At 50.4% G+C, this 16,764-nt stretch carries 17 protein-coding genes; 1 reads left to right on the top strand and 16 read right to left on the bottom strand.

All coding sequences use genetic code 11. The features are described 5' to 3' along the window. Positions 1 to 178: 178 nt before the first annotated feature. From AC0MA3_RS12550 to AC0MA3_RS12520, 7 genes are all read right to left on the bottom strand, one after another. Positions 179 to 907 carry a cupin domain-containing protein gene (locus AC0MA3_RS12550; RefSeq protein WP_474656452.1) on the bottom strand — a complete coding sequence of 243 codons (729 nt, stop codon included), beginning with the start codon at positions 905 to 907 and terminating at the stop codon, positions 179 to 181. Positions 908 to 1,109: 202 nt separating this feature from the next. Next, the gene (locus AC0MA3_RS12545) at positions 1,110 to 2,702 is read right to left on the bottom strand and encodes a sensor domain-containing diguanylate cyclase (protein ID WP_474656451.1); all 1,593 of its coding nucleotides are present in this window, start codon (positions 2,700 to 2,702) and stop codon (positions 1,110 to 1,112) included. 239 nt (positions 2,703 to 2,941) lie between these two features. Next, positions 2,942 to 3,487, bottom strand: a complete 546-nt coding sequence (locus tag AC0MA3_RS12540; RefSeq protein ID WP_474656450.1) for a YfiT family bacillithiol transferase — start codon at positions 3,485 to 3,487, stop codon at positions 2,942 to 2,944. Between the two features lie 49 nt (positions 3,488 to 3,536). After that, entirely contained in the window at positions 3,537 to 5,162 is a 1,626-nt protein-coding gene (locus tag AC0MA3_RS12535) for a glycoside hydrolase family 9 protein (RefSeq protein WP_474656449.1), read from the bottom strand. A 55-nt stretch (positions 5,163 to 5,217) separates the two neighbouring features. After that, positions 5,218 to 5,955, bottom strand: a complete 738-nt coding sequence (locus AC0MA3_RS12530; RefSeq protein ID WP_379153520.1) for a GTP pyrophosphokinase — start codon at positions 5,953 to 5,955, stop codon at positions 5,218 to 5,220. 144 nt (positions 5,956 to 6,099) lie between these two features. Continuing rightward, positions 6,100 to 7,134: an HD-GYP domain-containing protein gene (locus AC0MA3_RS12525; protein ID WP_474656448.1), complete on the bottom strand. Its 1,035-nt coding sequence runs from the start codon at positions 7,132 to 7,134 to the stop codon at positions 6,100 to 6,102. 144 nt (positions 7,135 to 7,278) lie between these two features. Continuing rightward, entirely contained in the window at positions 7,279 to 7,743 is a 465-nt protein-coding gene (locus AC0MA3_RS12520) for a hypothetical protein (protein WP_474656447.1), read from the bottom strand. Positions 7,744 to 7,838: 95 nt separating this feature from the next. Here AC0MA3_RS12520 and AC0MA3_RS12515 point away from each other — a divergent pair, with 95 nt between their 5' ends. Next, positions 7,839 to 8,141 (top strand): Dabb family protein, encoded by a 303-nt coding sequence (locus tag AC0MA3_RS12515; protein ID WP_474656446.1) that lies wholly within the window; start codon positions 7,839 to 7,841, stop codon positions 8,139 to 8,141. Here the strand turns inward: AC0MA3_RS12515 and lepB are convergent. From lepB to AC0MA3_RS12470, 9 genes are all read right to left on the bottom strand, one after another. After that, positions 8,138 to 8,635 carry a signal peptidase I gene (lepB, locus tag AC0MA3_RS12510; protein ID WP_474656445.1) on the bottom strand — a complete coding sequence of 166 codons (498 nt, stop codon included), beginning with the start codon at positions 8,633 to 8,635 and terminating at the stop codon, positions 8,138 to 8,140. The genes AC0MA3_RS12515 and lepB overlap by 4 nt on opposite strands. A gap of 26 nt (positions 8,636 to 8,661) precedes the next feature. Continuing rightward, positions 8,662 to 9,063: a DUF4265 domain-containing protein gene (locus AC0MA3_RS12505; RefSeq protein ID WP_474656444.1), complete on the bottom strand. Its 402-nt coding sequence runs from the start codon at positions 9,061 to 9,063 to the stop codon at positions 8,662 to 8,664. 43 nt (positions 9,064 to 9,106) lie between these two features. Beyond that, the gene (locus AC0MA3_RS12500; protein WP_474656443.1) at positions 9,107 to 9,973 is read right to left on the bottom strand and encodes an SDR family oxidoreductase; all 867 of its coding nucleotides are present in this window, start codon (positions 9,971 to 9,973) and stop codon (positions 9,107 to 9,109) included. 72 nt (positions 9,974 to 10,045) lie between these two features. Continuing rightward, complete coding sequence (locus AC0MA3_RS12495; protein ID WP_474656442.1) at positions 10,046 to 11,185, bottom strand: GNAT family N-acetyltransferase; 1,140 nt, start codon at positions 11,183 to 11,185, stop codon at positions 10,046 to 10,048. Then, complete coding sequence (locus tag AC0MA3_RS12490; protein ID WP_474656441.1) at positions 11,185 to 12,501, bottom strand: F390 synthetase-related protein; 1,317 nt, start codon at positions 12,499 to 12,501, stop codon at positions 11,185 to 11,187. The genes AC0MA3_RS12495 and AC0MA3_RS12490 overlap by 1 nt, the downstream gene beginning before the upstream one ends. Beyond that, a complete protein-coding gene (locus AC0MA3_RS12485) occupies positions 12,498 to 13,352 on the bottom strand; it encodes an MBL fold metallo-hydrolase (RefSeq protein WP_474656440.1) in 855 nt (284 codons plus the stop codon). The genes AC0MA3_RS12490 and AC0MA3_RS12485 overlap by 4 nt, the downstream gene beginning before the upstream one ends. Then, entirely contained in the window at positions 13,349 to 14,344 is a 996-nt protein-coding gene (locus tag AC0MA3_RS12480) for an NAD-dependent epimerase/dehydratase family protein (protein ID WP_474656439.1), read from the bottom strand. The genes AC0MA3_RS12485 and AC0MA3_RS12480 overlap by 4 nt, the downstream gene beginning before the upstream one ends. Further along, positions 14,341 to 15,570 (bottom strand): ATP-grasp domain-containing protein, encoded by a 1,230-nt coding sequence (locus AC0MA3_RS12475; RefSeq protein ID WP_474656438.1) that lies wholly within the window; start codon positions 15,568 to 15,570, stop codon positions 14,341 to 14,343. The genes AC0MA3_RS12480 and AC0MA3_RS12475 overlap by 4 nt, the downstream gene beginning before the upstream one ends. Then, a complete protein-coding gene (locus AC0MA3_RS12470) occupies positions 15,560 to 16,561 on the bottom strand; it encodes a beta-ketoacyl-ACP synthase III (RefSeq protein WP_379153545.1) in 1,002 nt (333 codons plus the stop codon). The genes AC0MA3_RS12475 and AC0MA3_RS12470 overlap by 11 nt, the downstream gene beginning before the upstream one ends. Positions 16,562 to 16,764: the final 203 nt, after the last annotated feature.

The raw sequence follows: 16,764 nt of genomic DNA, 5'->3' as shown, positions 1-16,764 counted from the left end.
CGGTAGATTTTCGGCGACTGGCTGCTTAAACTTGCAAGGTGTTTTGATCACTGTCTCACAAACAGGGTGCAGTCCCAGTATTTCCCGGGTGGCTTTTTGTTTGGTCTGAATCCGTCTAGTACTCCGGCCTTGCGTTATGCTGTTCACAAGCACTAAGCGTTCAGCCGGTACTTTCTATTCAAACATTCTGAATACCTGGATAAGGTTGAACATAAGGCTGCTGACGGTACTCCTGAACATACGGCTGGTCGTAATATCCATGTGCAGGTGTAGGCTGGTAGCCAAAGGGCTGAAGCAATTGCGGAGCTTGAGGATACATGTATGGAGCCATATTATTCGCGTGTGCAGCATTCACTCCCTCTGTCTTGCCAGGTTCACAGCAACCCGCAGGCGGTCCAATAAAGGTTCCCGGTTTCACCGGTGCCAGCGCTTCCTTGAGTTCAGCTTCATTCATACAATACGTATGGGCAAGCACTTTGGGTGGTGTAAGCGTCAGCAGATCGGAGCCCAGTATGACTTCCGGAATAGGGGCATTGAATATTGCCAGCAAATGCGTGCAATCGGTTGTAGCCACCTCATAATGCCACCACCCTTGCGGTACATTCGCCACCTGGCCCGGTGTAATGGGGAAATGCAGCAGCTCATTGGTAAATGGATTGATCAAGGAGACGACGGCTTCACCAGCAATACAGTAGACCAGCTCAGCCGCATTCTGATGGTAATGGGGTTCCACTACGTTAGACTTGCTGAGAAAAATATCAAGGAGAGAGGTATTCTCCAGCGTGTTAAGCTCTTTAATCGACAGCGTATTGATATAATTACAGTCATCCTTCTTAAACGTTGTGTTGCAGTTCACATCATAGCTGAATTGTGTATTCGGTGATTTGTAATCCATGTATGAAGTCATCTGGGTATCCTTCCCTTCCGCAAATCCGGTTTTTAGCGTTCTTGGAATAGGATATGTACCCGCCCAGGCCCAGGTGAATGATTTTCTCCAGCTGAAGCCCGCAGAGACGGAACACTGAAGAATAAGCGGTCGATTCTTAGCATAGGGGATATCCTTTCCAGCTCAAAAAAAAGCACCTTCCTTGTGGAAGATGCTTTCACATTTATTCACCTGCGATAATCGTCCGGTTCCTGCCCTGTTTCTTAGCTGAATACATCGCATAGTCCGCCTGCTTCAGCAGTTCCTCCAGTGAGCTCCCGTCGCTCGGATAATGGGCAATCCCCTGTGAGGAGGTTACCTTCATCGCCAGCGGAACATCACAGATTTCGAGCGTTTTACGGATTCGCTCCGCAACTAAATAGGCATCGCCAGCCTTAGTTCGCGGGAGAAGTACTACGAATTCCTCCCCGCCCAAGCGGCAACAGACATCACCTGGACGAATGCTCGCTTTCAGTATACCCGCAACCTGCTTCAGAACCTCATCCCCTGCCAGATGGCCATAAGTGTCATTCACAAATTTGAATTTGTCGACATCCAGTACAATCACAGAGAAAGAAAATTGCGCGGCAATCCACTGATTCATCGTATTTTCAAGGGATCTGCGGTTGGGAAGTCCTGTCAAACTATCCGTCATCGCTTCCTGGGTGAGCTGATCGGTCTGTTCCTGAATATCTCTCCAGGCAATGGCCACCGCTTTGGTCAAAAGATCCGCCTCCCGGTTCCAATGCGGCTTCAGTACAGGGAGCTCAGCCTTTTCCTTCCCCACCTTGTTCATCAGATCAGCTAGCATGACAAAGGGCCTGGCTAATTGATGCGCCAATACAAGCACCAGCATCAGGAGAATCACAAAAGGGATCAAAGTATAGGCAAGGGTTTTGCGGAATTGGCTCCATAGCTCATCCTGAATGTAACTAACAGGAGATACGACAACCACTCCCCAGCCATTGGCCGGAACGTTCGAATAACCAGCCAGCATAGGGATACCTTTTACATTGGTTGCTTGCCTTTGCCCGCTGTGTCCTTGCATTAATTCCTGTACAATCTCATTGCTGCTGATATCCTCGTTGAGCCTTCCCTTATCCGGATGAAAGATCAGATGACCGTCCGCGCTGACAATATAATAATAGGAGCCTGTATGGTCAACTTCATTATCGTTACCATATATCATACTCAGTATATTGTTATCCTGCAGATAAATAGTCCCGCCCAATTGACCAAGATAATGTCCTTCCGAGTCAACCATGGGTTCACTCATAAAAACAATCATTCTTCCGGTTGAAGCAGAGGTATACGGCTCCGAGAGATATGGAGTTCTAAGCCGAAGCGCTTCCAGAGCCCACGGGGAAACAACCGGTTTGCCTGCCATTTCAAGGGTTGCCGGTGAAGTATTGCGGATGATCCCATCTGCGCCAACCAAGAGAATTGAATTGAAATAGGTGCTACTCTTCCGCATCCATTCAAGGTAATCGTCCACTTGTTCAGGCTGCTCCCTCTGGATTCGGGAAAGTGTGTCCGCATTGTACTCCATACTGCTGCGCATGGACCGGAATAGTGAATCCACTGTCTTGCTCATGCGTTCAGCGTTGGTAAGATTTAAATTCAGGGTCGTTTCGGTTAGAGAATTTTTTTTCGATTGAAAAGAAGCTGTAAGCAGGATCGTTGAAGTCAGAACAACCACCAATGTGACCAGACCAATCAACAATAGGGTCAGACTGAGTTTCTTGTGTGTGTGTCCTGCTTCTCCCAGTCTAGACATTCCTCAGCCTCCTTATGTTACTGGGCAGCCATTGCCGGCAGGTCCATTTGGTATTCATTATATACGATCGGCAAACAGAGTCTAGACCGTTAATATTTCCAAAACATTGCACTGCGGGCACAATTGGGGGACGGCTAAGTGGAGCCTCAATGGCAAACCGGCCGCCATGTGCAAACATCCGAAAAGAGCAAGCGGCGGGAACTGCTCCCGTATCCGCTTGCTCTTTCTGTTCTCTAGAGTTACCAGCCGCTTCGTTCAATCAATGAAGTAATATGGGCCAGATGATGTCGGTTATGCCAGTTGTATCGCTGAATTGCTGTATCTAAAGTCAACGTACCCAGCATAAGGCTTCTAAAAGTTCTTTGAAATTGTTCCTCTTCCAGAGAATCCAGCAGTCCTGCAAATCTCCGGTTCAGATTCTCAAGCAGTGCAAGTGAAGTTTCAATCGGCTCCTCATAATAATCACTTAACTCAGCCCAAAGCTCCTCCCGGTAGGTAGGAATCTCCGGCGCTTCTTCGGTGAGTCCCCGCTTAAAGCGCAGGTAAGCATTCATATTGTTGTCGGCAAGATGGTGAACCACCTGCTTCACATTCCAGCCTCCTGGGCGATAGGGCGTATGCAACTGCTCGATCGTGAGTGGCAGTACGGTTGCTCTTAACACTTGCGCTATGTTACGGATTTCGTCAATGGATTGTTTGCGCTCTGACGCCGTCGGCTGTCCCGGGCTAACAAAAGGACCAATGGGATAACGTAATTGTTCGATATCTGGTAGATTAGAGTTCACTGGGCTCACGCCCCCCTTTCTGCGTGCAATGCCGCACCCGTCTTATTCCCTACATATTAAACCGTGCCGTCACAAACACAGCCGGGGAGTTCCAGTAGATTGTAACCTCATTCGTAGAATAGCTGAGATCATGATCGGCGAAGCACTGTGCGGCTGGCTTGCCTTGCAGATGCTGAACAACATATTCATCATGCAGCCCGCGGTCCGGTCCGCCGGATACCATGCCGGGAACCGGATCGGCCACACCGTCTCCAACAGAAGGACGATGATGGGGATGCATAACCGGACGGTCGCCGAACCCGGTCACATAACTGATGTCCAGCACATTGCGGCCCATCAGATAATGCAGATGATCCAGCGCACAGTCGCTATAGACAGTCTCCCCGCTGAAATGCTCAGCCGCCAGCAGAAGCATTGCGTTATTCATAACCAGCATATTGCTGCCCCATATATAATCCTCTTCCAGTAAGGAAATGAGGTAGCCATCCTCCCGGCTCTGCCGCACCAGACGGTCAGCTTCAGCCAACAGCCCCTGCTTAAGTGAAGTATATAAGCCCTTCTCAGTTGCAGATTCTCCGGTTAATAGATATGCCAATGTTCCATAACCGCCCATATCTGCCCAGCCCAGACTGTATTTCGGAAAAGAAAGCTCAGCCAGTGCCTGAACCGCCTGGTGATAGACCTCATCACCTGTTGTCCGGTACAGCTCAGCCGCTGCCCAGAAACGCTCGTCACGGTCCATTCCGTCTCCGTATTCTCCGGTGGTAATCTCCGGCGGATTGGTGAACCCGGGCATCTCCGGATGTTGTTCCAGCCAGCCCCATGCAGCCTGAGCCGCTGCGAGGCACTTACTTGCATAGCCTTGATCGTAAGGCTCATATACCCTTGCCGCCATCGCCATCACACCGGCAAAGTCTCCTGTAGCAGTAGCCGAGACTGGTGAAAAATATAGAGCAGCCGTATCCTCCTCGGGCATCACATCAAGATCAGGAAAGTTCAAAGTAGTCAGCTTGTGATATACTCCGCCTGTACCCGATTCTTGCATTTTAAACAGCCAATCCAGCTCTACCTTGCATTCCAACAGCACATCCGGTGTCTTGCCATCGCTCTCCGGGAGCGGAATCGAAGCCGTAAATGCAGTCGGATACAGCTCATAGGCAAGCAGCAGATCGGCAATGGCCTTCGCTCCAGGACCAGAATATTTGCCGTAATCTCCGGCATCATGCCAGCCGCCGCAGCTATCCATCCGCAGCTCCGGTTGTCCATGTACGATGCCTTCTGCCGTGTGGCACGCTCCGTGGGCCCATGGACCAGCAAATTCTTCGATCAGCTCGACACCGCAGCGGAAATAATAAAAGGCTTTCAAAAGTCCCTGCTGCAGTTCTCCATACGGTTTATCCGCAATGACAAAGGAAGCAGAGATATAACCACTATCTCCCTCAAGATGGTACCTTCCTGGTGTGTTAAGCCCGGAGAAGTCCGCCGTACGAACGATGGCACCGCTGGGTTTATCCTGGACCGCGGGACCGGAATTTCCGGTATATACTACGCCCCCCGTGTCTTCATCGATCACTCGGAATTCATGTTCTTCCCCGCTGAATATAGCGACTTTGGCTCCTTCTGTGGCATAACCGATTTGATTCACAACAATATGGCGATGATCATGCGTGCTCAAGTGTTCTTATCTCCTCTATTTAAGTGATTTTTCAGAAAAACATTCATTCCCTCTATTATTCACCTAGCAGCTTAATGAAATTGGCCGGCAAATTAAACTGCTGGTTATTGATCATGATCCGGTGCAGCTCTTCATCGGAATCGTCGCCTTGCGCCTCCTTGATTTCCTTAATTTCACGGTGGAGACGCTCCATCTGCAGATCCAGCTCATACGCTTTATCGGCTGCATTCTTCAATTCACGTGTCAAATGCTCTGGCACTGCTTGGCTGTATTTATAGAAAATCTTATGCTCCAGGCTGGCCCAGAAATCCATAGCAATCGTACGAATCTGTACCTCTACACATACATGCTCCTGGCAGTCTGACAAAAACACCGGAACCTCCACCAGCAAATGCAGGCTTTGATACCCATTAGGCTTGGGATTCTTGATATAATCTTTCACACCCAGTACCTTCAGATCATCCTGCTTCTGCAGCATGGCACTGACCTGATAAATATCGGAGATAAAAGAGCAGGTTATCCGCAGTCCGGCGATATCTTTAATGCTGGCTTTGATCGCATCGAGCGACAGCTCGCTATTTTTGCGTATCATTTTGTTCATAATGCTCTCTGGGGATTTAATCCGTGATTTGGTATGTTCAATCGGACTATAGTCATGGAGCATCTGAAATTCCTGTTTCAGGATATCAATTTTGGTCTCAATTTCCTCCAGCGCAAATTTGTAAATCATCATAAAACGGGTCAATTCATATTTAATCTGTTTAAATTTCTCGATCTGATCCTGGGTGTTCATGCTTAAGTCTCCTATCTTAATCTTTCATTCATCATAGCCAATCTACCAGCTGATTTCAAATTCCTGGCAACCAAAAAGGTTATCCCGAACTTCCGCTGCGAAACGGCTGGGATAACCTTCAGTCATGGCTCATGATTTCTGAGACTATAAAATTATTTCTTCAACCGACAAGCTGCGCTCGCGCGACAAATCCTTGAAGACATCGTCCACTTTGACGAGCGGTTTGAACATGTCCTGCGGATTGTTCATCACAATTATACCGATTTCCCCGTTGGACAGCTGAACACTTTTGCCGACAAATCCTGGCAGAAGATGTCCCGTCAGCGCCTGCACTACCGTTCCGTTCAGTTTGCCGAAGCCCATCTCATGCACCTTGCGGAGTACAGATACGAGCCCTTGCTTTGGCTGATTCAGCCTGGAGGTAGTCAGCCCCATATAAATATTCGCCACTGTGACGATTTCAGTGTAAGGATGAATCTCATTCTTAAGAATCTGATTCGGATACCCTGATCCGTCCTCTAATTCATGGTGCTGAAGTGCTACGAGTGCCGTCTTCTCATCCATCTTGGAGCCACGGATAATATCATATCCATAGGTGGTATGACGTCTCAGCTCTTCCTCCTCGGCAGGAGTCAGAATTCCGACTTTGTTCAATATGGATAATGGTACCTGGCTTTTGCCGATATCATGCAGGTAGCCCGCACGGCTAATCTCATAACGCTCCTCTTTGGAGTGGCCGAGCCAAGCAGCGATATAGTACGACAGCAGGCCAACCTGCAGGGAATGATGATATGTATCAATGTCGTCACGCTCCAGCAATAACAGCAAAGAAACGACATCTTTCTGCGCGTCCAGCGTCAGGAGCAGCGGCTGTAGTGTCTCATCCACCATGGATTGCGTGAAGGAGCCATGAGCCAAAGCTTCCAGGAAAATGGATTCGTAATTCTGGATTGCAAAATCGAAATTGTCATTAAGATTATGACCGAGCCCACTTGCATTTTCGGCTGTGCTAATAGGGCGCGGCTCAATATCCACATAATCAATTTTGTGCCGGATTAGGATGATGACTTCTTCACGCTGAATAACGGTTCTCTTAGGGAGAACGTGCAGGCCTACACTGTTGAAAGTGTCTGTCAGAAGACAGTCGCCGTGTTTAAGATCTGTGACATGAACTTTCAAGTCTCAGCACCCCTTTTTATGTATAGGAATAATTCCTTGAATCTTAACTAGATCATAGCCCAAAAGCCGGCAAAGTAACAATATGGTTAAAGTCATGGAACCTGACCCTGTATAGGTATTTTGAATCCCCGACTTTAGCCTCTGCTACATCCATTTCACGAATCTTTTATAGGCCAGTTTGACCCTGTTCGCTTCCGCCCAGCGGGTTAATTCTTTCATAGCCTGCTCACGGTTATCGATAAAACGGAAGGTAAGTCGAATAGGAGCAATCTTTTTGCCAAGCGGTTTGATGCCTACGTCGGGTCCGTCAATCTGGATCATCTGAATCCCCTGTGGGTAAATGGTTTCACCGCGGATTTGCAGCGAATCGTTCCCCCACTTGATTTCTGCCGCCGGCCGCAGGGCCTTCACTATCGACAGCACAAGGATCACCCCGCATACTACCAGCCAGACAGCCATGACAAGGTGAAGTGTGGAATGGGGATGAAACGCATTGCGCGTCTCAGTGTTCCATAACCAAAATTGCATTGTAAAAATCAACCCAAGCCCCAGAATCAGACGTAGGTTCAGCGGATTCTTGATTCTGGATACAGGTAATTTGTCCTGCATGTTATCTCACCTTTCATGAATCGGAATAACGTAACCATATCCTTTATCCCGTTATACAGCTATAATCGAAATAAAATACTGGGAGGACACTAACTATGTATGAACATCTTGTTGTTTTTAGATTCAATGAGCAATACCAGCCCGAAACCGGAGAACAGCTGGTGCAGACCCTTATGGCACTGAAGAATGCTATTCCAGGGATTGAGGCGCTTACGGCAGGTATCAACGAAACGGAAGAAACAGCGAATATCCATGGATATACGTTGGGGCTTCGCGTGACCTTCACGGATCAGGAAGCCCTGCGCAACTATGGACCGCATCCGGCACATCAACATTTTGTGGGGCTGCTTGAGGGGATCATTGAGAATGTAGTGGTAGTTGATTACCCAATTCATTAGAAAAGGTCATTGACATCCACGAGAACTTTGCCGATCAGCTTATCTTTGGCTACAAAGGGTGTGGTCCACAGATGGGCATCATAACTCGTATTCCGGTTGTCGCCCAGAAAAAAATAATGGTCTGCGGGAACCGTGACCGGCCCGAACGTATAGTTCATCTTTTCCTGAAGATATGTCTCCTCGATCTGGCCGCCGTTTCTGTACAAGACCCCGTCCTTGATCTCAATAGTATCCCCTGGAAGTCCTATAAGGCGTTTGACATACTTTTTCTGTTCATCCCCAGGCACCGGTGGATTGAATACGACAATATCGCCATGCTTAAGCGTAGTCATCCAGAGCATTTTCTCCACCACCAGCCGGTCATTGATCTGTATCGTTGGAATCATCGAACCGGTTGGAACTCGCATGGCTTCAGCTACATATGTACGGATAAACAACGACAGAACAATACCGATGGCTATGCTAGGCACCCATTGCTTCAGAAACTTTTTCATATTATATCTTCCTTTCAGATCCCGGATTATATATCAAAACGTTCAAGAATCAGATTCATCTCGCCCTCTACATCAATCTCAGAGAACCTGGAAATATGGATCACCAGCAGCCCGCCGAAGATCTGCTCCCATCTGCCCTCATGAGCTCTAATCCTTTGCTTAAACTCTTGGATCTCACGCGATCCTGCGGCCACCTTGCTCAGCAGCCAGGCATATCGGATGTAGCCCGATTTCTGCACCGTTTCCACATAGTACGCAATTCCCTGTTTCTCCTCGACCCGAATGATATCTCCAAGCGTAATACACGGGTTGAAAATCGGCGTTTCTTCAATACGGTACTTGCCCCGTGCTACAGGCGTCACATCGAGAATCTCAATCTCCCGGCCAAGCTTATCAAAGCAAATATGCAGTCCTACTGTACCCGGCACTAGACACACCTCCATTCCTGTCAGGCCAAATATATCCTGTTAATTATTTCATGTTTTTAAGCGATTTGGCAATAATCCTTTCGAACACTTTCCAGGGCAGCAGTGTTTTGCCAATCACCAGCAGACGGGAGCCCTTGCCGACAGGGTATCGCAGTCTTGGAGCTTGCATTGCTGTAATCCGTGCAATCAGCCTGGCAACCTGATCCGGTTCGGGTGCGGTCTCGGCACTTTGCCGGGAATAACGCACTACTTGGGACAACTGCTCTTGATAGGGAGATTGGTCGCGGGTATGCATCCCCTCCAGCCCTTTGCCCCAGATCGGTGTGCGGAATGAAGCAGGCTCTACCAGTACGACCCGGATCCCAAACGGAAGCAGCTCCTGGCGCAGGCTTTCACTGAAACCTTCCACAGCGTATTTGGAAGCAGCATACGGAGCATATCCTGGAAAGCCGGTTAAACCGCTGACGCTGCTAACATTGACGATCAGACCTGTCCGCTGATTGCGCATCATTGGAAGTACGGCTTGAGTTACTTCGATCAGGCCAAAAAAGTTCGTATCCATCTGCCGGCGCCATTCCTCCATGCTCACCTCTTCCACAAAGCCGCCAACGGCAAACCCGGCATTGTTGACTAGTACATCTATCCTTCCGAATCTCTTCTTAACTGCTGCTATTGCAAGCTTTATGGACAATGAGTCCGTAACATCCAGGGCAAGCACATGGACCCGCTCTGCGACCCCGGCTTCCTCAGCCTGACGCAGCAGTTCTCCTTGGCGGGTCAGATCCCGCATGGTGGCCGCGACCTGATATCCTTTGCGTGCCAGAGCCAGTGCGGTCAGTAGACCAAAGCCGGAGGAGGCGCCAGTGATGAGGGCAATGTCATCTGCGCTTTGTCCGTTGTCGTTATTCATAACTGTACCTCGATTCAAGGAATTCACTTAGTGGAAGACTTTCTGTGGCAGCTTTAGCGTAAAACAAATCGGTTAGAGCTTCAACTTTTGGATCAAGGGTATGCCTACCCGCCTGAGCAGCAGCCCCAGAAACGACCAGCCGGAGCGGTTCAGCCAGGGTGTTCCTTTATCCAATACTGCAGAGTACTCTGTGGCGGCCACAGCTCCGCGGTTGCGTTTGAATTGACCTACCCCGGAGCTCTCATGCAGCAGTTCTCCCCGGCTTTCAGCAAGATCAATCAACACAGCTGACAGCATCCGGTACAGGCCGATTGACTGGGGCAGCGTAGTATCATAGCCGAACAGTGGCGCCGTCATCGCACCTTCACGGCTGTAGAAGCCAAGCACGGCGTCAAGCCTGCCATTTTTACGCAGACCGTAAATATGTAGTGTCCTCTTCTCCAATGCCAGACGGATGTAGGCTGCGGTGAACTTCGGATTGTGCTCCGAATATTTATGAATATATAGAAGCTCATATAGCTCCACAATACGGGAGATGTCCTCCTGCGTAATCCGATCAGGCGGCTCAACAGTGTATCCCTGCTTATCCAGCAAAGCCCGGTCACGTTTCACCAGCCATTTGGCCTTCGAGCCCTGGGGATGCTGCAGCATATAAATCTGGCGGCTGGGTACCCATTTGCAGCCATAACCGCTGAGTGCATCCATTAATTGCCCTGAAGTCTCCTTGCTTAAGGAACGAAGTAGAATCGTATAACCGGGATACTCGGCGCGCAGATAATCCAGCACCTTCAGCAGTTGCTCCGGGTTCACCGGAGGATACAGGTTGGTGGAGAGCAGCCAGTTGTTAACCTGAACCACCCGGTTAAACCGGGCAGTTCTAAGCATAAAACCCATACCCCGCAAAAGAGCGGCAAGGACTCCCTCCAGCAGCCGGTTATTCAGCAAAGCAAGCTCTTCATGGGCATAGCTGATATAGTGCGTATAGGGAGAGCAGACATACGAGTTGGTATACTCGGCTTCATTTATGGTAATGGGTATAGGCAAGCCGTCAACTGCAACTACCCTGATGGTTGTACGCACATTAGTAAAGTAATGTTCTGCAGGATGCTCCAGCATAGCTGAAATATATTGCTGTGCATGGCGGCCATAATCCGTATCCGGCCATTGCAGTTCCCGTAGGCTGTTCCTGTCGTATTCAAATACTCTGCCCATCAAAGCTTCCAGCTCCTCTCTACCCGCCGAAGCTTCACCGGACCAGGAGAGAAGCTATATTCGGTGAACTGAAGCTGAGGCGGAATACACCTGAGACGGGAAAACACACGCGCGAATTCCCCGGTTAACAAGGATTCAATATCCTCAGAGCATCCCTCTCGTGAGCGGTACGAAATTTCCAGATCCAGCGGACTGCGCTGAATAACCCGGTAATGCTCGATCTCCGGAGAAGCAGCCAGTACAGCCCGGGTGATAAAATCGGGAAACAGCGTGACGAGCTGTCCGTTCTCCAAATGGGGAAGATACAGAATATCATCGCACCGTCCTTCAATACGTTCTATGGCGGTAAACAAAGAACCGCAAGGACAAGGCGCAGACCGTTCGGTCAGAATATCATTCAGCCGGTAGCGGATAATGGGCTGGATCTTTCTTGAAAAGTCCGTCACCACCGGCACGAAACGCCTGGATTCACGATCCAGATACTCTTTTTCAATATGAACAATATCTTCATTAAGATGCAGGGTGCCGTGCTCACAGGTATATCCAAGAAATCCCTCCGTACATTGGTAGGCCTGATGTACCTTCTGACCGAAGATTCGCTCGATATGCTCCCGGTCCAGCGGGTCCAGAACCTCCGCAACAGAAATCAGGCGACGTGGATGAACCGTCAAGCTGCCCGACAGACGCGCTTCAGCGAGCATACGAAGCATGGACGGCGGCGCGATCCAGATGTCCGGGCTGTACTGCTCCAGCCTTGCCACCAGCTGATCGACCGGATCCAGCAGATCGAAATACTGGAATTGCAGCCGTCCTTGTCTGACAGATTCATAGAGATTACTGTTAGCCCGCAGGAAAAATGCAATCTTCGTCCGTTGCCATAGTCCTCCCGGCAGCAGCTTGGCCAGAACGGTACCCGTCCAGGCAGCCTGTTCTTCTTCACTGACAAGAAAGATCCCCCGGCTTCCTGATGTTCCCGACGACAAACCAACCGTAATTCCATGCAATGTTGGTTTAAAATGACGGCTGTTCTCTGCTTCATAAGCCTCAGCGAAAGCCATGTCTTTGGTAATCCCTACTGTATTGAGTGTATCAAAATGATCCATCATGAGCTGCTTCTCAATGATTGGAAAGCGGCGCCAGTCCGCGGCTGGGATATTATCCCACAGATCACGGTAATAAGGCGAGTCACGGCGGATCTGTTCCACATGGCGTCTGATCCTCTTCTCCTGCCACCGTTCCAGAGCATCCCGGTTCTTCCAGTGCTGCCGCCGCTTCGTAAGGCCGTAATACCATAGTGTCCGCAGGAGCCGTCTCATTTCACACCGCCTGTTCCCCACAGTGCCAGTGCTTCGCGGCAGTGGCTGGGTACAATCCTCAGCCCTGGGAAGTTCTCGTGAATCTGACGTAAACGGTCAAAATTCAGCCGGTATTCCTTGCGGTTAGACATAATGATACCGGCTGCAGGATGCGGCCTGCGGTTCTCGCGAAAAGCACGGCTCGACCATACGGTATCCGCGCAGAGCAGGTAGTCGTTCCCTCCATCAGAGACAAACAAGCCGATCATCCCGGCGGCATGACCGGACATTTCTACCGCCAGCAGACTTCCGTCTCCCAGCAGGTCATATGCATCTTTGAAGGGAAATCCGGAATCTAGCGGGCGTCGCGGTGAACGCTCGTCTATAGGTAAAGAACGTGCAGCAAAATCTTCAGGAAGCAGGCCCGGAAGAAACCCGGCCCGCAGTGCCTTAATGGTTCCAAGATTGCGTACGGACTCGTAAGCTTTCTGCAAATAAATGAACTGTGCCCGGGGGAAGTCCCGGACACCACCGATGTGGTCAGCATGAAAATGCGAGAGCACCATATAACGAATCTCTTCAGGCTGAATACCAGCTTCCCGAAGCCGCTCCACGGCACTTTCGCCTTCCTTGAAAACTACGGGTGTAATATGACGGTACAGTGCAGCCGGAAGCTTCGCTGTCTCTTGAAAGAACCGGGCACTATATCCTGTATCGAACAAGATCGGTCCATACTGTGGATGCCTCAGCAGCGCATACCCTGCTGGAAAAGGAACGGATCTAAATGTGCCTCCCCTCAGTGTCAATGCTTCAGGATGCACGCAGTATCCAGCAGACAAGATCGACACCGTTACCGGGATTGAAGTTATCATTTGTATTCTCTCCACCATTCCGCAAAGGACAGAAGACCTTCGTCTATAGTTACACGGGGATGATAGCCAAGCATTTCCCGCGCTAGTGAAATATCGAGTGTCTGAGAGACCCCGAGGGCCGAAGCCGAATAACGGGTAAGCATCGGCTCACCCAGAAATGGAAGCAGTGTATGTACCCCCTCCAATATTCCGGCAACTGCATAAGCGGAACGATATGGAATCTGTCTGCTACGCAGCGGGATCTCTAGCCGGGCAAACAGCCGCACGAGCAGTTCCTTGAACATAATTGGCTCGTCGTTTGAAATATTGTACGCTCGTCCGGCCGCTGTGGACGGGGCGCTGCTGCAGAGCAGCATAGCATCAACAACATTCTCCACGCAGGTCACATCGATCATAGCCCCTCCACCATCAAGCAGAGGTACACCTTTAGCCTCATTGGCCGCGAGCAGCCGCGGAAACAAGGCATTGTCCATAGGACCGAATATCGCCCTCGGGCGCAGTATAAATGCCATTAGTCCCTGGGCAGCAGCCTGCTCTACTGCCTGTTCCGCCATTAATTTGGTTGCCGCATAGCGGTTAGCCGGTTTCGGAGGGAGCGGATCTGCTTCCCGGATGCCGAACCGGCTTTGGCGGCTTGAATATATGCTCGGGGTCGATATATGAATCAGCCGCTGGACCTTGTGCCGCATGCAGCCCTCAACAATATTCTGTGTAGCTGTAACGTTGCATGAGTAAAAGTCACTATATTTGCCCCAGGGCGATGATAGTGCCGCACAATGGAAGACTACATCCATTCCGGCACACGCCCGGACCGCTCCTTCACGCTGACGCAAATCCTCACATACAAACACAGCACCAGCCTGTTCAATCTGTTCGCCGGTTTCCCGGTTGCGCCCGAGGCCATATACTTCCCAGCCCAGTTCAACAAGCCTCCGTACCGTATGACGGCCAAGAAAGCCGGTTGCGCCTGTTACAAGTGCTCTAGCCATCATTCACCGTTCCATTCTATGTCTTCTGTCAAGGCTTCAGTAACCGAAATCTGATTCTGCCTGGCTAGGCGATAGGCATGGTAGACAATGCGAAGCTGCTCGCGGAAAGGTCGCATATCATCCTTGCGGAAGATCACATCTTCAGCTGCACGGAACGCCTTTATCCACCTCACCCAGCCCCCCGGTCCAGGGTGTAGGCCACACGAAAGCATGGGTAGGGCGAGCATTGCTTTTTTGCCTGAACGCGGTGTACTGACGCTTACGTGCTGTTTAATCATATCAGGACTCAGCAAAGCCTGGACCAGCCCATCCTCCGGAGCGAACAAATGAATTCCGCTGGTCGCCCGCGGGTTGCATTCGATCGGGTACAAAACGCCGTTCTCCGCCTGGATGAAATCGAAGCCGATCTGGCCGCTGAATCCGGTGGCTCTGGAGAAATGCTGTATCCATTCAAAGGCTCCCTTATGCTCGACTAGCTCGAAATACACGCTCGCCCCCGCCTTACCCGTCCTGTACCTGCTGCCATATGCAGCATGAGCGGACACCTCACCTTGATGCACAACACTATAAGTGCATATTGCCGCTCCCTTAATAAATTGCTGAGCCACCCAAGGAGCAGCCGGGCCAAGGTCAAGCGGAGCTGCAGGCCTGCTTGATCCGGCAAGGTCTTCCTGACCTCCGCTGATATCACCAGGCAAAATGACTTTGGAAGCAAAGCGGGAATATGCCGGCTTGTACACCCAGGATTCTCCCATCCGCGCCGCTTCCTCCGTCTGACTGTTCCATTCTTCAGGGCTGCTTAGCAGACGTGTCACAGGGACAGTAAATCCCAGCTCCCTCGCCCAGGCCATGAAGTCACCCTTATGATGCAAACGGGCCAGCGTCTCCCGTCCCGCAGAGAGCACGCGGCAGCCGCTAAAGCGGTCAAGGCTCGCTGATATATAAAAAATCTCTTCGCACAGTGGAATGAGCACATGAATGTCCAGTTCTTTGACCAGCTTCACCAACTCATCAATATAGTCCGTCGGACGATGCCTTGGCGGGGGCACAAGATAGCTGCATTCTACAGCCGAGGAAACCCTGCACAGGTGATACTCGGCGCTTTCAGCAGCAAATACCCGGTGGCCAGATGCCCGCAGTAGCCTGGACAGCTCCAGTGCCACAGGGGCCCTCCCCCCTGTAATAAGCACATTCTTTACTGCCGGTTTGTCTGGGAGATCAGTAGTCAATAATCATGCCCCCCAGTGATAATCCTGCCGCAGTGCCAATGAACAGTATGCGGTCTCCCCGCTGCACCCGCCCCTGTATGACCGCTTCATGTAGTCCCATGGGGATGGAGGCTGCAATGGTATTGCCATGTCCTGGCGTATTATCGAGAAATCTGTCCTCGGCAATACCAAGCTTTTTGCGGAGCAGCCTCATTGCCATCGCGCTTCCCTGATGAGGTACAACCAGACGGAAATCATCCATTTGCGTATCTGTCTGTGTCAGCATTTCATTTATGAAATCCGGAAGAAGCTTGGAAGCTTTGCGGAATATGGCTTGCCCGTCCATATGAAATAAATAAGGCAAGGCATTCTCCTTACTGTATTTGTGAGCATGCAGCCTTGTTCCTCCGCCGGCAATCTCAGAGTATCGTGCACCGCTGCTGTAGGTTTTGAGCGAGGCATGGAGAATCTTCGAGGAATCACCGGCAGCACTCGGGCCGATGACCACTGCAGCCGCCCCGTCGCCAAATAACGCCGCACTCTCCTTATCCTCATAATTAAGTCCAGCTGAGGCAATCTCTGAAGCTACCAGAAGCACGTTCCGGTATCTGCCGGCTTCCACCATATAAGACATAACATCCAGACCTACCAGAAAGCTGAGACAGGTAGAGTCGATATCAAAAGCCGGGACACCGGAGTCCTCCTGTCCCATCGCCTGTTGAATAAATACTGCCGTACTGGGCAGGGGTTGCTCTTTAGTTCCGCTCGTGCAGACCAGGCAATCAATATCGGCAAAGCTCAGTCCCGCTGCCGCAAGCGCAGCTTCAGCGGCTCTGGCACCCATACTGGAGGCGGTTTCGCCCTCCCCGGCATAATGCCGTACGCCTACTCCTGTTACTTTGCCGACCCAGCCGGAAGGTGTGCCGAGCCTCATATCCAATTCCTCGTCCGTCACCTTTCTGCCTGGTAAATACTTGCCGGTACCCAAGATTTTCACATGTCTAAGCTGCACGATGTCATCTCCCTGTCTATACTGCTTCTGCTGCGGGTTTTATCCATTATTGTAAACTCTAGAACTATTCTACTAGATTTCTTGGATCAGTTACATGAAAATAGCAGGAAAAGACAAAATAAGCGAACCTGCGTTCTTTTTTTTGGTTGACGATCTCAGGATTACCAGCTATAGTAAAAGAACAGATTTCATACGATAAGCGG

The organism is Paenibacillus sp. LS-5 (assembly GCF_056121505.1).
The sequence above is the reverse complement of the archived record's forward strand: the minus strand, read 5'-3'. Positions and strand labels throughout refer to the sequence as shown.

Bases quoted from the DNA above. Each gene is read 5' to 3' on its own strand.
- AC0MA3_RS12500 (WP_474656443.1), bottom strand. From the start codon at position 9,973: ATGAATAACGACAACGGACAAAGCGCAGATGACATTGCCCTCATCACT.
- AC0MA3_RS12485 (WP_474656440.1), bottom strand. From the start codon at position 13,352: ATGATAACTTCAATCCCGGTAACGGTGTCGATCTTGTCTGCTGGATAC.
- AC0MA3_RS12550 (WP_474656452.1), bottom strand. From the start codon at position 907: ATGACTTCATACATGGATTACAAATCACCGAATACACAATTCAGCTAT.
- AC0MA3_RS12480 (WP_474656439.1), bottom strand. From the start codon at position 14,344: ATGATGGCTAGAGCACTTGTAACAGGCGCAACCGGCTTTCTTGGCCGT.
- AC0MA3_RS12495 (WP_474656442.1), bottom strand. From the start codon at position 11,185: ATGGGCAGAGTATTTGAATACGACAGGAACAGCCTACGGGAACTGCAA.
- AC0MA3_RS12515 (WP_474656446.1), top strand. From the start codon at position 7,839: ATGTATGAACATCTTGTTGTTTTTAGATTCAATGAGCAATACCAGCCC.
- lepB (WP_474656445.1), bottom strand. From the start codon at position 8,635: ATGAAAAAGTTTCTGAAGCAATGGGTGCCTAGCATAGCCATCGGTATT.
- AC0MA3_RS12520 (WP_474656447.1), bottom strand. From the start codon at position 7,743: ATGCAGGACAAATTACCTGTATCCAGAATCAAGAATCCGCTGAACCTA.
- AC0MA3_RS12545 (WP_474656451.1), bottom strand. From the start codon at position 2,702: ATGTCTAGACTGGGAGAAGCAGGACACACACACAAGAAACTCAGTCTG.
- AC0MA3_RS12530 (WP_379153520.1), bottom strand. From the start codon at position 5,955: ATGAACACCCAGGATCAGATCGAGAAATTTAAACAGATTAAATATGAA.
- AC0MA3_RS12490 (WP_474656441.1), bottom strand. From the start codon at position 12,501: ATGAGACGGCTCCTGCGGACACTATGGTATTACGGCCTTACGAAGCGG.